Source organism: Niallia yueguangensis (assembly GCF_052663115.1).
The window spans coordinates 200,157-214,946 of record NZ_JBQTCX010000001.1 but is presented as its reverse complement, the minus strand read 5'-3'; the positions used below and the strand labels follow the sequence as shown (position 1 = coordinate 214,946).

Here is a 14,790-nt window from a genome sequence, read left to right as displayed (position 1 = left end):
GCTGTGGGGTAAATAACAACAATCTATACGAAAAGAGCGTTATATAATGCCAATTATTCAAGCATTTTTCTATAAAATAATTTATAATGTTTAATTGGTATAGTACATAGAATTACAATAAGATTCATAAAAGGAATTAACGTAGGGAGAATGATGAAATTTTGAAGAAAATTGTTTTTACTGGCGGAGGGACTGCGGGACATGTTACCCCAAATTTAGCCATTATAAAGGAATTAAATAAAAATGAATGGGATATCCATTACATAGGTTCAAAAAAAGGGATTGAAAAGGAACTAATTGAAAAAATCAACATCCCTTATTATTCTATTTCCAGCGGAAAGTTAAGAAGATATTTGTCTGTTGAAAATGTAAAGGATATTTTTAAAGTATTAAAAGGCTGTTATGATGCTAGAAAATTACTAAAAAAAATTAAGCCGGATGTTGTTTTTTCAAAAGGAGGATTTGTTTCTGTACCTGTAGTCATTGCGGCAAGCATGTTAAAGATTCCCGTTCTTATTCATGAAAGTGATTTGACGCCTGGTCTTGCCAATAAAATTGCGATGCGTTTTGCGTCAAAAATATTTACTTCTTTTGAAGAAACGTTAAACTATTTGCCAAAAGAAAAAAGCAGTTGTATCGGATCTCCGATTCGTAAAGATATTTTAACAGGCTCTGCTACAGCTGGAAGACACTTTTTAGACTTTACTAGCAGCAAACCTATTATTACCGTTATGGGCGGAAGTTTAGGTGCTAAAAAAATTAACAAAGCGATTCGCGAAAACTTGGACGTATTAACAAAAAAATATCAAATTGTCCATTTATGCGGGAAAGGCAATGTAGACGAAGCGTTAACAACAAATAGAGGCTATAAACAGTTAGAATATGTACATGATGAACTAGCCGATATTTTAGCAGCAACTAGTTTCGTTATCACAAGAGGCGGTTCCAACGCGATTTTCGAATTTCTTGCTTTAAAATTGCCGATGCTTATTATTCCACTAAGTAAACAACAGAGCAGGGGAGACCAAATTTTAAACGCAAAATCTTTTACGAAGAAAGGTTTTTCCTTAACGTTGGAAGAGGAAAATTTAACTTCTGTAACATTTTTAGAGACTGTGCAGCAATTGGATGAAAAACAAGCAGCCATTAAACAAGCAATGAATTCTAATGTAAAAAATGGTGGACTAACAGAAATTTTACAGGAATTAAAAAAATATTAATGAAATTGGCTTCCTTTTGGGAAGCTTTTTCTAATCGTCTAGGAAATTATAAACGAAATGGGATTGTGGATAACTTGGCGGTTGTGTCCGCATCCAGCTCCGACGTACAGGATGTACTAGTGCCGGCGTCGCCACAGGACGTGGCGTATTTAGCCGGCCAGCGCCTAGCTCTTGTGAAAAATAACCCCATGCCTCTAAAAGTAAAAAGCACTTTTTGAGTCATGTGAACATTTTTCTTCAGAGCTGTTCAAGGCGCTTGCGCTTTTGTACTTGATAATACGATTTTTCGCAGCTTTTTCTTGCTATTTTTGCTGGAAAAAGCCACAATAAGTAATGTTCAGTCGCAATTAGCGGCATTTAGAAAGTAGGGATACATTTGCAGGATTTTCAACAATTAGGAATTTCTTCTTTGTTGCAGGAAACGTTAAAAAAACATCATATTAAGAAACCAACACCGATTCAACAACAAGCAATTCCAACCATTTTAAACGGAAAAGATATTATTGCGCAAGCACAAACTGGGACAGGAAAAACATTTGCGTTTGCTTTGCCTATATTGGAAAGAATAAACAAGGAAGCGACTTATATTCAAGCATTAATTCTTAGTCCAACAAGAGAGTTAGCGATTCAAATAACAGAAGAGATAAACAAGATAAAAAGCGACGATATTGAAGTATTAGCGGCATATGGAGGACAAGACGTCGAAAAACAATTACATCGCCTTCAGCAAAGAATTTCCATTGTCGTGGCAACACCTGGAAGACTGATGGACCATCTAAAAAGAGGAACGATTGATCTTAGCCGACTAACTTGCCTTGTACTAGATGAAGCCGACCAAATGCTGCATATCGGATTTTTAGAAGAAATCGATTTTATTATAAAACAAACACCAAAAACGCGGCAAACGCTGTTATTTTCCGCCACCATTTCAAATGACATCAAACAATTAGCGAAAAAATACACCAATAATGGGACATATATTACGGTGGAAAAAAAGCAGGGGCCAGCGTTAACGGTAAAACAACAGTGTATCCATACGCCGCCTCGTATAAAGCAAGCTGCCTTAATGACGATCATTAAAAAGGAACAGCCGTTTATGGCGGTTATATTTTGCCGTACAAAACGGCGGGTAAGCAAATTATATGAAGCACTTAAAGCTTATCATTTTTCATGCAGTGAGCTGCACGGTGACCTTTCACAAGGAAAAAGAGAGCAAGTCATGAAAGAGTTTAGAGAAGGGAAATTTCAATTGCTGATTGCAACGGATGTAGCTGCACGAGGACTCGATATCGATGGGATTACCCATATTTTTAATTATGATATTCCGTTAGATGCAGAAAGCTATGTACACAGAATTGGCAGAACTGGACGAGCAGGTTCTGAAGGCATTGCTATTACTTTTTATACTTCAGAAGACAGACCTTTATTAGATACAATCGAAAAGCAATTACAAATCAAAATAGAGAAAATGCAGCTGCCAAAAAAAGAAACAGAACAGAAAAAGCAAGCAACTGCGAATAATCAATATTCTCCTACAAAACCGGTTAGAACTTCAAAAAGTCGAAAGACAACCGGTAAATCGAAGGAAAATACGTTTTCATCGGAAAACCGAACGGCAAAAAAGCAATCCTCCCCGTCCATTCGAGGGAACAGCGAGGGAAACCAAAACAGAAAAACAGAAAAGCCTTTATTAAAAGGGAGAAATAGAAAAGCAACCGGTAGTGCTATTTTCAAGCCGAAAAAATCAAAAAGAAAATAATTTTTTTCCGCATGGAGGAACAACATGTTAAAAAAACAATTTCAACGCTATATTGAAAATCAAAATAATCAAAAATATCCTTTATTTTCAGAAGAAAAGGCATATGTATTTAAACAATCATTATTAGGAGAAGCAGAGATTGCTTTAGCAGATTCTCCAGCAAGATTTCAAAATTTATATCTCGAGCTGGTGAATAAAGAAAGCGATGAAAGGATTCAAGATAACATCAATCTAGATTTTTTATCAGAGAAAATGAACTATTTTGAGCAGCATTTAGATCATTATTTGTATCTCGAAACTGATACATTTGAAATAATTGGTATAGATGGGTTAATATTTGAGGTCGATTCTGTTTTTCGAACGTACGAAGTAATATTTGGATTAAAATTGCCTAAAAAGTTGGGAGATGCCATTCGCTCTTATTTTAACGAATCCATAAAAAAAGAAGGGCTTACATATAACCTGCTATTTAATGATCAAGAAGGGTTATGGGAAGTTAATTTTCCAATTGAAGCGTTAAACACTTTTTCGAAAGACATGGAAATTAATGAAGCGCTGCAATTAGTCTATTTATTTTTATTTCAAATGGAAGATGAAATAGAAGATAAATTATCATGATCCTACCTTAGGGGCTTACACATTATGTGTGGCTTCTTTTTTTCTACAAAGGGGTCCCGCCGCATGACCATCAAGTTAAGATATCATAATACCCCCAGAACGAAAATTTTGTGCATGTTGCTTGTTTTTATCGTTTTGGGGTAACTCGTTCTTGTTAGCTTGATGGCGATGTGGTGCTACCCTATATTTAGAAAATCCAGTTGACAGTCCGACTACTACGTGTTACGATTTACCTGTAGTAGGTCACACTGGATACCAACACCACTGAATAGTGAGGTTACAAAAGTATTTTTAAGAAAATTATTTGACACCCCCTCTACTCAGTGTTACACTGTACATGTAATAAGTAATACTGAATAGCGTGATTTCCCAATAGCTATTCAGTAAAAATCCCCTTAGTACTAAGTTATACTGAATATAAGTCAGACAAAATAGGGGAGGCTATGAAATGGAAAAATTAACTGAAATGAGGCTATGAACATGGAAAATTTAACTGAAATGCTGAAGGGTTCGCTGGAAGGCTGCGTACTGGAAATCATCAGCCGTCATGAAACCTATGGCTACGAGATTACCCGCCGCTTGAACGAGCTTGGGTTTACCGAAGTTGTGGAAGGGACGGTCTACACCATCCTCGTGCGATTAGAAAAGAAAAAACTTGTGAACATAGAAAAGAAGCCGTCAGATATGGGGCCGCCCCGCAAGTTTTACTCACTTAATGAGGCTGGCCGCCAGGAACTTGAATTGTTTTGGAAAAAGTGGAATTTTGTATCATCAAAAATCAACGTCTTAAAGTCAATCTAGCTTCATAAGATGTTCCGTCCGATATTTTTGGAGTGTCTTGTTCAGCTTTATAAAAAAGGAGGAAAAATAACATGATGGAAATGTTCAAAAAAATGATTGGTGATAAAAAAGAGTACAAGATGATGATGGCACGGGTTGAAGCCCTGCCAGAGGACTACCAGTTTGTATTTAAGAAAATTCAAAACTACATGTGGAATTTCTCAGCGGGAGGCGGGATGGATATGCTGCACATACAGTATGAATTAATCGAGTTGTTCGAAGCCGGTGCGGCGGAAGGCAGACAAGTGCTGGAAATCACTGGGGACGACGTAGCGTCCTTTGCCGACGAACTAGTGGCAAACGCTAAAACCTATGTCGCCAAGTATCGTGAAGATTTGAATCAGAGTATCATGAAGCGATTGGGAAAAAAATAAATTCAATAGATAATACCGACTGAATAGCTGGTTACAAATGTGAATTGCCACCTTCGCTATTCAGTTATATTTTCAACCTTGTAATAAGTTATACAGATTATCAGTCATACTAAATAGAAGAGTATAGGCAATCTAGCTCCGCAAGACGCTCGACCGGATAATTACTCCGTGAGAGCAACCCGCTCGCTTATCAGACAAAGCTCCGTAATTTCCGGATCTCGCAAGCGGCCTTGCTGCGCTTTTTATAAGGAGGAAAAAAGTATGAGCAATGCAGCGATTTCTGTAAAAGGGTTAAAAAAATCCTTTAAAGACAAGGAAGTCTTAAAGGGGGTGGATTTTGAGGTGCGGCGTGGCGAAATTTTCGCACTGCTGGGCTCAAATGGAGCGGGCAAGACGACGACGGTCAACATCCTCTCGACGCTGATGAAGCCCGATGGCGGCGAAGTAGGTATTTGCGGCTTTGACGTCCAGCGTCAACCGGATCATGTTCGCCAGAGTATCAGCCTGACAGGGCAGTTCGCAGCTTTAGACGGCATGCTCACCGGGCGGGAAAACCTGATGATGATCGCCAAGTTGCGGGGAGTTTCCAATCCCGCTCAAGTCGCCGACAATCTGCTTGCAAGATTCAGCCTGACCGATGCGGCCAACCGCCGGGCGGATAAGTATTCCGGCGGGATGAAGCGCCGGCTTGACATCGCTATGAGTCTGATCGGGACGCCAGCAGTCATTTTTCTCGACGAACCGACGACAGGGCTTGACCCCGAAGCACGGCTTGAAGTCTGGGATACCGTCAAGGAGCTTGCCGGCGGCGGCACGACCATCTTGCTGACGACCCAGTACCTGGAGGAAGCCGAACAACTGGCGGACCGTATCGCCATCCTGCATGGCGGAAAAATCATCACGACCGGTACCCTTACCGAACTCAAAGAGATGTTCCCGCCAGCGAAAGTGGAGTACATCGAGAAGCAGCCGACATTGGAGGAAATTTTCCTCGCGATCATCGGCAAAAAGGAGGAGATGTAAATGAAAAGCAAAACAGGGGTATTACTAGGGCGTTTAATGCGCAACATCATGCGCAGCCCGGATATGATTATTACGGTGGCGATTACGCCGATTATGATGATGCTGCTGTTTGTCTACGTATTTGGCGGCGCCATAGAGACAGGCACGGACAACTACGTCAATTATTTATTGCCGGGAATCTTGCTAATGGCTATCGCATCCGGCGTCGCTTACACTTCCGTGCGGCTGTTTACGGATGTAAAGAGCGGGCTGATGGCGCGTTTCATTACCATGCCCATCAAGCGCTCGTCGGTATTGTGGGCTCACGTGTTGACCTCGCTTGTTTCCAATGCGCTTACTGTCGTGGTGGTTATCCTCGTCGCGCTCTTGATGGGCTTCTGTTCCAGCGCTGATATCCTGGATTGGCTCGCGGTAGCTGGGATACTCGGGCTGTTTACGCTTGCGCTGACATGGCTGGCGGTCATTCCCGGATTAACAGCAGGGTCTATGGAAGGGGCGACAGCCTACTCGTATCCACTGATTTTCCTGCCGTTTATCAGTTCGGCCTTTGTCCCCACCGAAACCATGCCTAAAATTGTCCGTGCGTTCGCTGAGAACCAGCCCGTGACTTCAATCGTGAATGCGATTCGTGCCCTCTTGTATGAAGGGTCTGTTGGCAACGGTATCTGGATCGCGCTTGCCTGGTGCGTCGGCATCATGGTCATCGCTTACTTCTTCGCCAGTAAAGAATTTAAACGTAAGTTAGGGTAAGTACACCATTATGGGATTAGCCATATCAATAGTCAGCCGCTGCGATGAATGCATTTGCTATCACATGGAAGGCTGCTTAAATGCCGGGGCAACCATCGACGAAATCATGGAAACCCTCAAAATTGGTGTGATTGGTGCGGCTCGATCACTTATCCCAACGCTAGGTTTGCCATGCATGCTTAAAAAGAATTTACAGCGGGTAGTGCTCTTTCGCAGGAGGAGAAACTAAAAGAATAAAGCCCATAGATAAAATTGACAGTAAAAGAGTAGATTCCGAAGCAAAACCGCTTTGGTAATCAATGTCATTAAGTTAAGGAACTATGGATTACATTTTAGTTGGAATGTAATCCATAGTTTTTTTCGATTGAGGGCTATTTTATTACTTAAAAACAGCACACATTTTATTTAGGAATCCTCTTGAACAATAGTTAACTTGATGGGCATGCGTTCCCGCCGACAATACACGGATATTATACGATATTCGTGTTTTGTCGGTAGTACCCCTAAAATAAAAAATTAAATTGAATAAAAATCCAATATTCGATATATTGGTTTTATGAAAAAAGTTAAGATAAAGCCAATTAAACGGATGTCACTGAGAGAAGAAGTATATCAAACGTTAAAAAAAGCAATTATTACATTGGAATTACAGCCAGAGCAGCGTTTAAATGACAAAGAACTAGCAGAGGAATTTGGTATTAGCCGCACTCCTGTTCGAGAAGCTCTAAAACGTCTTGAAGATGATCGGCTTGTAGAATCCATCCCTGGTTCATCTACTCGCGTTGCTCCATTAAATCTAGAGGAGGCGAAACATGCATTTACTGTTGTAGCAGCTTTACACGCTTTAGCTGCTCGTTTAGCAGTTCCGTTCATAAAAGAAGCGGATATTGAAGCGTTAGAGTTCCATAATCATGCTCTGCTAAAGGCGATTGAGAAAAAAGATGTTTTTAAAGCAATGGAAGCAGATGAGTTATTTCACGATGTTTTTTTAGAAGCGGCAGGAAATCCTGAAATTATTACTGCATTAGAAAGAAGCATCCCAAAGATTCAGCGCCTTGAGATTTCGCAATTTACGTCTGTAAATGGTTTAAAGTCAGTAGAGCAGCATCAACAAATTATCGAAACCTGTAAACATAATAATTTAGAAGAAACAGTGCATTTGGTGGAACAAAACTGGCTAAGCCTTGGAAAAATACTGACTGATCAAACAAAATGAGGTGAATTTACTTGCGTCCAATTTTTTTAGGCAGCTGTGCTGCTTTCTTTTTTGCATTTACGTTTATTCTTAATCGAGCAATGGAATTATCGGGAGGAAACTGGATGTGGAGTGCATCGCTGAGATTTATATTTATGATTCCATTCCTCTTGCTTATTGTAATAGTTAGAAAAAATTTAACTTCTCTATTACAAGTGATGAGAGAAAATCCAAAACCATGGTTTTTATGGAGTTTTGTCGGATTCGGACTATTTTATGCGCCATTATGCTTTGCTGCAGCACATGCTCAAGGATGGATCATTGCTGGAACATGGCAAATAACGATCATATCTGGATCATTACTAGCACCTTTGTTTATACAGACGATTCAAACACCAGAAGGGCTTCTTAAAGAACGAGGCAAAATACCGATGAAAGGTTTGGCTATGTCCCTCGTTATTCTTCTTGGGATTATCTTTATGCAAGTGGACCAAGCAAAACATCTTTCTGCAACCGATATTATGTTAGGCATTATCCCAGTAATCGTTGCTTCTTTTGCTTACCCACTTGGCAACCGTAAAATGATGGAGATTTGTGGAGAGCGTTTAGATGTATTTCAAAGGGTGTTAGGAATGACTTTGGCTAGCCTGCCATTTTGGTTAATGCTATCATTGTACAGTTTTTTTACAACAGGAGCACCAAGTAAAGAGCAAACAATGCAATCTTTTTTAGTGGCGCTTAGCTCAGGGGTAATTGCAACGATATTATTTTTCAAAGCAACGGATATAGTGAAAGGAGACATGCAAAAGCTAGCTGCAGTAGAAGCGACTCAATCGATGGAAGTACTTTTCGCTGTGATCGGAGAAATCTATTTATTAGCTTCACCGCTTCCTTCCGTGTTATCGTGGTGTGGCATGTTGATTATTATGCTTGGGATGATTTTACATAGTTTTACTTCTCATAGAGGGGAAGTTATACGCAGTAAAGATGTAAGTGCATAAAGTCTATTAAAAATAAACAAATCCCAACTTTTCATCTGGACAGTTGGGATTTGTTTTCGTAAAAGAATTTGTCTTCTTTCTTAAAGCACAACACTTCATTTAAAATACTGAGTCAAACTTCAAAGAGTTGCAACAAAAAGTTGATTAGAATGACCATTTTATTTCAGTTTATCCAATGGAACGACCAACTCTAAATCCTTTATTTCTTCACTTTGACCTTCATTATCAACATCTTTAGGTTTGAAAGTCAAAGATTGAGGTATATTATCCATTGGAGGCAAAACTAGAATCATATGGCGTCCATTGTTTCCTGCCATGCCTTCTTGCAATTTTATTCCCTCATATACTTTACCTGTATCATCGACTACAGAGAACTCGAACCATGGCCATGTATCGTTTTCATCCATTTCAGCAGGGTAATCTACCGTTAAGTCTATTCTTGTTGATAGGGGGGAAAATAATATTTTGTCAGCTTTTAAAACATAAACCTTGTCCATTGTTTCAGCCTTTACTTCTGGATAGAACTCGTGTATATTTCCATTTACTTTTTCAAGTGGGAAGTCAACTTTCCACTTACCTTTATATCCAAATAAATTTTCCCCATGGACAGCAACAGCGATTTCATCACCAAACTCATCATAATTAGTTAAAGTGAATTCATGATACTGAACAATAATATTAGAATCCTTTGAAGTTTGTTTAGAAGAACCTATGGAAACATTAGCTTCTTTTCCATTGATGGTTATATAACTAAAACCTGTGTTTGCCTCATTATTTGAAAAAGGTTTATTTCCTTCGTACTCTACAGTTACTACTAAACGCCCACCATCATAGACTGCTTCCTTCACATTCATGGTTAACCCATCATGACTATCCTTTTTTTCAATTTTTGTAGAGAGATTATCATTTTGAATCTTTTCTGAGGCAACGTCATTAAATTGTTCATAAATAGGACCAATAAGTGGTAATTTGGATAATGCCTCTGCCGCACCAGGTAAAATAAAGCCGGATCCGAATAAGGAGATAAAAATACCGGATGCAATAAGAATCATGGGTTTTGTTTTCTTACCAATTTTTCGTTTTTTCTTCGCTTGGAACATAGCAACCCTTTCTCTTTCCATTAATAGTTCTTCTGGTACATTAATATCATCAATATAACGACTAAATTTTTCTTTATTCATACATATAGCCCTCCTTTAAAATCGGTTTTAGCTCTTTTTTCGCTCTATTGATGTAGGATTTTACCGTGCCTTCCGGATAATTCAATATGGTCGCAATCTCCTTAATAGACAGATCGTGATAATACCTTAATAAAATAATGGTCTTATATTTAGGGTCCAAGAATTTAAAAGCATCCGAAAGATCCATTGAATGAGCTATATAATCAACGTTTTCTTTAGAAATTAGCTCTGCAAATATCTCAGTATTATCTGTAGTAAAATGGCGTGAATCTTTTCGAATAAAATCAATAGATTTGAAAACAAGAATCTTTAAAATCCAGCTTTGAAAACTCTCTGGTTTTTTCAATGACTTTAAAGAAGTATATGCCTTATAAATTGTTTCTTGATAAATATCAAGAGCATCTTGCTCATTTCTAACATATGAATAGGCTGTTCGATACAATTTATGGCGAACAGAACTAATCAGTTGTTCAAACGCTTCATCATTACCCTTTTTCGCATTTTGTACTAATTTAGCAATATCCATTTTGACTATCCCCTCCGATACACCATAAAGTCGAATAGGGAAGTGAAAACGTTGCAATATAATTAAAAACAGCAACATTTCTACTTCTATTAATTTCTAACATACATTTACTGAACTACTTAAAATTCAAAAACAGCCATCATAAATACATGACGCTTTTTCCTCATAAGCACTCATTAAAATTGAGAAAAATAAAATATTAAAGTTATTCCTTAACCGACTTTATTTGTAATTAAACAAAAGTTTAATCATTTATTTTTTAAATTAAGTTAAATAATTTAGCGGGAAAATAGGCTAACTTACCTGTTATGTATTCACAGAAAAAGGCATGCAACCTATACAATAATACAATATATTAAATAACTATTTCTTTTAAAAAAAACTTTATTTTTAAGTTGCCGATAGTTACTGAGATTCGTTTATATCAGCGATTTTTTGCCCATACTGATTAGCTGAATAATAAAAGTAGGGGAGAAATGAATGAAATCCACAAAACAAATATTGTTATTTATGCTAGTTTTTTCTCTCATCATACAATTAAACGGGAGCAGAAATCAGCATGTTCAAGCAACTGGACATACAAGCAAGTTAAGCAGCGATATTCACACCATTTTGACAAGTGAACCTGATTTGAAAGGAAGTCTAGCAGCTATTAGCATTCGTGACCAAAACAGCGGAGTGATTGTTTATGAGCATTTAGGAAACACAAGATTGGCGCCAGCCTCTAATATGAAGCTATTAACAGCAGCGACTGCATTAGCCATTTTAGGGGAAAATTATCGATTTAAAACAGAATTGTATACAGATGGGATCGTAAAAAATGGGATATTGCATGGAGATCTTTATTTAAAGGGAAAAGGGGATACCAGCCTTGATGCTGTTGAACTAGATAAGCTTGCCAAAACATTAAAGAACAAAGGTATAAAGCAAGTTACCGGTAATCTTATTGCTGACAGCAGCTGGTATGATTCCACCCTTCTATCTATTGATTTAGCATGGAGTGATGAATCCACCTATTATGGCGCCAAAATTTCCGCATTAACCGCATCACCAAACAAAGACTATGATGCAGGGACCGTAATTGCAGAAGTTACACCTTCAAAAAAAGCGGGGCAAACTGCAAACCTTACAGTCAAACCGCAAACGAATGAAGTAAACATCATCAATAAAACAAAAACCGTACAAAAAGAAGGAAAAAAAGAGCTGCATTTTAGCCGGGAACATGGCAGTAATATCATTATTTATCAAGACCTAAATTTTAAAAAAACAATAAACATAGGCTGTTTAACATATTATACATGACTAATATGTAAACAGCCTATTTATTAGGAATACTCCTCAACAATCGCGTCCTTTAACAGAAGACTCGATTTCAAGATAACCTTAAAAGATAATAATAATGTTCTTTCACTATTGCTGCCAGTTAGTTCATCAAAAAAAGACCGCCGCAGCGACCTTCATCTTTAACTATTGCACCCGATAGTTTAAGTGAATTAGTTCACATTCTTGTTCTTTTCACAGTTTCTTTTATTACAGAAAGGTTCAGTTATAGTAAAATAACAGCTATCTAATGTTTATTCATTTGCAATTTTAAGTATGTGTTCTAAGTCACTATCTGTTAAAAATCCGCGTAATTTATCGTTTAACGTCACCTCAATTAAAGCGAGCAATTCTTCTCCTTCATTTGTTAGCGTAACAGTGTTACTCCGTTTATCTTCTAAATATGTGGATTTCTTTACAATTTGTTTATTTTGATAACTTTCCATGCGTGTTACCAGCCTAGATATTGCACTAAGACTAAGACCAACTTTAGGTTGAAGTTGAGACAATCTTAGTGTCTGATTATCTGCTTTGGAAAGGTAGTACAGAAAATAAAATTCGTTTAAACTTAGTTGGTATTGCTGTTGTAACGCATAATCAATACTACTTTGTAATCTAGAATAAAACTTAGCATAATTAACCCAGGAATCAACTATATGGTCAGAATTCTTCAAAACAATTCACCCTACTTTACAACTAAATATAAAATCACTATAACATGTCATGTGTTATGTTTTCTAATTTTTTATCTACCATACTGAATGTTTGACAAATATATAGGATTGAATTATTATTACTTGCATGCGCAAGCAATATAATACTAAATTAGTTGCTTGCACAAACAACTAAATGAAGGAGATGATTTTTATGGCAACTTTACCAACGCCATTTACCATAAAAGGGTTAGAACTTAAAAACAGAATCGTGATGGCACCTATGTGTCAATATTCAGTAGATAAACAGGATGGTACTCCAAACAACTGGCACTTTGTTCATTATGTTTCAAGAGCAATAGGTGGAACAGGACTTATCATCGTTGAAATGACAAGTGTTGATCCTGAGGGGCGTATTACAAATGGAGATTTAGGGTTGTGGTCAGACGAACAAATTCCTGCTTATAAAAGAATTGTCAATGAAGTTCATAAATACGGAGCGAAAATTGGTATTCAAATTGCACATGCTGGTCGAAAAGCTGAAGATGCAAATCAACCAGTAGGTCCCTCAGAGATCACGGTGGAACCTTTACCAGAAGAAAGCAAAAATGGAGAGTTAAAACCACCAAGAGCTTTGACAACAGAAGAAGTTAAAAAAACAGTAGTTCAATTTAAGGAGGCTGCACGTCGAGCTGTTGAAGCTGGCTTTGACACAATTGAACTTCACGGTGCACATGGCTATTTAATGCATCAATTTCTATCACCAGCAATTAACAATCGCACTGATGAGTATGGTCAAGATCTATCTAAATTTGGAGTGGAAGTTGTTCAAGCTGTGCGCAGTGTTATGCCAAAGGACATGCCCCTTATTATGAGAATGTCAGCTATTGAATATATAGATGGCGGTTATAAGATTGAACATGCTATTGAAATGGCTAAAGAATTTAAAAATGCCGGTATCGATATATTCCATATTTCAAGTGGTGGAGAAGGACCTCCAGGCGAATTAAAGCCAGCAAATCATCCGGCTTATCAAGTACCTTTTGCACGTGCATTTAAAGAAGCATTAAATATTCCTGTTATTGCAGTAGGTAACTTAAGTGACGCACAGGTAGCAGAAGCTACACTTGCAAATGGAGATGCAGATCTTGTAGCTGTAGCTAGAGGAATGTTAAATGACCCATATTGGGGATTGCACGCTATAAAAGTAGTAGCTCGAACAGTAACACCTCCTGTACAGTACGAAAGAGCAATTCGATAACGTTTTATAAAGCATTTCTTTCTTAAATAACTCTATAGTCTCGTTTTAAAATGTGTGCATACGCTTTTAAAACAATACTGATACTAATAAAACATTTAACAAAGGAGATTTTACAACATGACAAACATTACACGAGGCATTGACCATATTGGAGTAACAGTACCCGATATCGAAGAAGCTACAGTTTTCTTTAAAAAAGCTTTTGACGCTAAAATTGCTTATGATAATAAAAAATTAGAAGATGAACCTTTAGCCGGACCAGATGTAGAAAAAACATTAGGCCTCAAAAAAGGGACAAGAATTGTCCATATGCGTATACTTTCTTTCGAAAACAGTGCTAGTATCGAACTATTTAAATACGTAGATACTGATCAAAGACAACCGTCTATTGCTTCTGATTACGGTGTTCAACATTTTGGCTTCTATGTGGATGACATAAAAGAAGCTGCTAATCGTTTCGTTGAAGCAGGCGGAGAGCTATTAAATGATCCTGGCGAATTGTTAGGAGATGTTGAAGATGGAACAGGACATTTTGTATATGGCCGTGCACCTTGGGGAATGTTAATCGAACTCATTAGCTATACACCAAATGGATTAAATTATCCGGTAGAGAGTGAAGCAAAACGTTTTACACCTTAATGGCTAATTTGGTGACTAGTCATATTTAAAATATAAAATAACTCAAAAAGCAGCATTTCTATAAATATAGGAATGCGCTTTTTGTTCATTGAAATAGTAACCATATTTCTTATTCGTTAACTAAATAAATGATGCCAGACAAGTAATGATGAACAGTTAACCATCCTATACTTTTTAAAATTTTTTGTATCTATTGTGTATTCTCAAAAACTAAATAAGACTGCCCCAATTATTCATAAAGTTCTCTTTCTCTAAAAAATTGTTTACCATATACTTTAAGTACACATCGTAGAAGTTAATATATTATTTAAATTTATTATTGTCTCCCATTTTAAATGTCGTATGTAGATATGCTGCATTAAGTCGTTTAGCAATTAACCTACACCATAGTAGTTATTAGGTGTGTATATTAGCATACCTATTTTCATGG

Annotated in this window: 16 protein-coding genes; 13 read left to right on the top strand and 3 right to left on the bottom strand. The window is 37.4% G+C overall.

The features are described 5' to 3' along the window. Window positions 1-161: 161 nt before the first annotated feature. From murG to ACTYA4_RS01015, 10 genes are all read left to right on the top strand, one after another. Window positions 162-1,220 carry an undecaprenyldiphospho-muramoylpentapeptide beta-N-acetylglucosaminyltransferase gene (gene murG / locus ACTYA4_RS01060; RefSeq protein WP_443479681.1) on the top strand — a complete coding sequence of 353 codons (1,059 nt, stop codon included), beginning with the start codon at window positions 162-164 and terminating at the stop codon, window positions 1,218-1,220. Between the two features lie 376 nt (window positions 1,221-1,596). Then, window positions 1,597-2,979, top strand: coding sequence for a DEAD/DEAH box helicase (locus ACTYA4_RS01055; protein WP_445505410.1), 1,383 nt, complete (start codon window positions 1,597-1,599; stop codon window positions 2,977-2,979). Window positions 2,980-3,003: 24 nt separating this feature from the next. Continuing rightward, a complete protein-coding gene (locus ACTYA4_RS01050) occupies window positions 3,004-3,597 on the top strand; it encodes a hypothetical protein (RefSeq protein ID WP_443479679.1) in 594 nt (197 codons plus the stop codon). A 480-nt stretch (window positions 3,598-4,077) separates the two neighbouring features. Next, entirely contained in the window at window positions 4,078-4,398 is a 321-nt protein-coding gene (locus tag ACTYA4_RS01045; RefSeq protein ID WP_443479678.1) for a PadR family transcriptional regulator, read from the top strand. 71 nt (window positions 4,399-4,469) lie between these two features. Beyond that, a complete protein-coding gene (locus ACTYA4_RS01040; protein ID WP_028402823.1) occupies window positions 4,470-4,811 on the top strand; it encodes a DUF1048 domain-containing protein in 342 nt (113 codons plus the stop codon). A 261-nt stretch (window positions 4,812-5,072) separates the two neighbouring features. After that, the gene (locus tag ACTYA4_RS01035; RefSeq protein ID WP_443479677.1) at window positions 5,073-5,834 is read left to right on the top strand and encodes an ABC transporter ATP-binding protein; all 762 of its coding nucleotides are present in this window, start codon (window positions 5,073-5,075) and stop codon (window positions 5,832-5,834) included. After that, a complete protein-coding gene (locus tag ACTYA4_RS01030; RefSeq protein ID WP_443479676.1) occupies window positions 5,835-6,584 on the top strand; it encodes an ABC transporter permease in 750 nt (249 codons plus the stop codon). A 10-nt stretch (window positions 6,585-6,594) separates the two neighbouring features. Continuing rightward, on the top strand, window positions 6,595-6,813 hold the full coding sequence (locus tag ACTYA4_RS01025; RefSeq protein ID WP_443479675.1) for a carboxymuconolactone decarboxylase family protein: 219 nt from the start codon (window positions 6,595-6,597) through the stop codon (window positions 6,811-6,813). A 327-nt stretch (window positions 6,814-7,140) separates the two neighbouring features. Further along, entirely contained in the window at window positions 7,141-7,800 is a 660-nt protein-coding gene (locus ACTYA4_RS01020; RefSeq protein ID WP_443479674.1) for a GntR family transcriptional regulator, read from the top strand. An 11-nt stretch (window positions 7,801-7,811) separates the two neighbouring features. Next, the gene (locus ACTYA4_RS01015) at window positions 7,812-8,780 is read left to right on the top strand and encodes a DMT family transporter (RefSeq protein WP_443479673.1); all 969 of its coding nucleotides are present in this window, start codon (window positions 7,812-7,814) and stop codon (window positions 8,778-8,780) included. Between the two features lie 158 nt (window positions 8,781-8,938). Here ACTYA4_RS01015 and ACTYA4_RS01010 read toward each other — a convergent pair whose 3' ends face one another. After that, window positions 8,939-9,961 carry a DUF4179 domain-containing protein gene (locus ACTYA4_RS01010; RefSeq protein WP_443479672.1) on the bottom strand — a complete coding sequence of 341 codons (1,023 nt, stop codon included), beginning with the start codon at window positions 9,959-9,961 and terminating at the stop codon, window positions 8,939-8,941. Beyond that, window positions 9,954-10,487, bottom strand: a complete 534-nt coding sequence (locus ACTYA4_RS01005; protein ID WP_443479671.1) for a sigma-70 family RNA polymerase sigma factor — start codon at window positions 10,485-10,487, stop codon at window positions 9,954-9,956. Before ACTYA4_RS01005 ends, ACTYA4_RS01010 begins: the two co-directional genes overlap by 8 nt. A 480-nt stretch (window positions 10,488-10,967) precedes the next feature. Between ACTYA4_RS01005 and dacB the strand changes: the two genes are divergently transcribed. Beyond that, window positions 10,968-11,789 carry a D-alanyl-D-alanine carboxypeptidase/D-alanyl-D-alanine endopeptidase gene (gene dacB, locus ACTYA4_RS01000; protein WP_443479670.1) on the top strand — a complete coding sequence of 274 codons (822 nt, stop codon included), beginning with the start codon at window positions 10,968-10,970 and terminating at the stop codon, window positions 11,787-11,789. Between the two features lie 272 nt (window positions 11,790-12,061). Here dacB and ACTYA4_RS00995 read toward each other — a convergent pair whose 3' ends face one another. After that, entirely contained in the window at window positions 12,062-12,481 is a 420-nt protein-coding gene (locus ACTYA4_RS00995) for a MarR family winged helix-turn-helix transcriptional regulator (protein ID WP_443479669.1), read from the bottom strand. A 193-nt stretch (window positions 12,482-12,674) separates the two neighbouring features. On the opposite strand from ACTYA4_RS00995, the gene ACTYA4_RS00990 reads away from it, so the two are divergent. Both ACTYA4_RS00990 and ACTYA4_RS00985 read left to right on the top strand, forming a co-directional pair. Then, window positions 12,675-13,721, top strand: a complete 1,047-nt coding sequence (locus ACTYA4_RS00990; protein WP_443479668.1) for an NADH:flavin oxidoreductase/NADH oxidase — start codon at window positions 12,675-12,677, stop codon at window positions 13,719-13,721. A 117-nt stretch (window positions 13,722-13,838) separates the two neighbouring features. After that, on the top strand, window positions 13,839-14,360 hold the full coding sequence (locus ACTYA4_RS00985) for a VOC family protein (RefSeq protein WP_443479667.1): 522 nt from the start codon (window positions 13,839-13,841) through the stop codon (window positions 14,358-14,360). Window positions 14,361-14,790: the final 430 nt, after the last annotated feature.

What these genes read in the sequence shown, in the direction of transcription:
- ACTYA4_RS01040 (WP_028402823.1), top strand. Translation starts at nt 4,470, where the DNA reads ATGATGGAAATGTTCAAAAAAATGATTGGTGATAAAAAAGAGTACAAG.
- ACTYA4_RS01030 (WP_443479676.1), top strand. Translation starts at nt 5,835, where the DNA reads ATGAAAAGCAAAACAGGGGTATTACTAGGGCGTTTAATGCGCAACATC.
- ACTYA4_RS01020 (WP_443479674.1), top strand. Translation starts at nt 7,141, where the DNA reads ATGAAAAAAGTTAAGATAAAGCCAATTAAACGGATGTCACTGAGAGAA.
- ACTYA4_RS00990 (WP_443479668.1), top strand. Translation starts at nt 12,675, where the DNA reads ATGGCAACTTTACCAACGCCATTTACCATAAAAGGGTTAGAACTTAAA.
- ACTYA4_RS01005 (WP_443479671.1), bottom strand. Translation starts at nt 10,487, where the DNA reads ATGGATATTGCTAAATTAGTACAAAATGCGAAAAAGGGTAATGATGAA.
- dacB (WP_443479670.1), top strand. Translation starts at nt 10,968, where the DNA reads ATGAAATCCACAAAACAAATATTGTTATTTATGCTAGTTTTTTCTCTC.
- ACTYA4_RS00985 (WP_443479667.1), top strand. Translation starts at nt 13,839, where the DNA reads ATGACAAACATTACACGAGGCATTGACCATATTGGAGTAACAGTACCC.
- ACTYA4_RS01050 (WP_443479679.1), top strand. Translation starts at nt 3,004, where the DNA reads ATGTTAAAAAAACAATTTCAACGCTATATTGAAAATCAAAATAATCAA.
- ACTYA4_RS01025 (WP_443479675.1), top strand. Translation starts at nt 6,595, where the DNA reads ATGGGATTAGCCATATCAATAGTCAGCCGCTGCGATGAATGCATTTGC.
- ACTYA4_RS01045 (WP_443479678.1), top strand. Translation starts at nt 4,078, where the DNA reads ATGGAAAATTTAACTGAAATGCTGAAGGGTTCGCTGGAAGGCTGCGTA.
- ACTYA4_RS01010 (WP_443479672.1), bottom strand. Translation starts at nt 9,961, where the DNA reads ATGAATAAAGAAAAATTTAGTCGTTATATTGATGATATTAATGTACCA.
- ACTYA4_RS01035 (WP_443479677.1), top strand. Translation starts at nt 5,073, where the DNA reads ATGAGCAATGCAGCGATTTCTGTAAAAGGGTTAAAAAAATCCTTTAAA.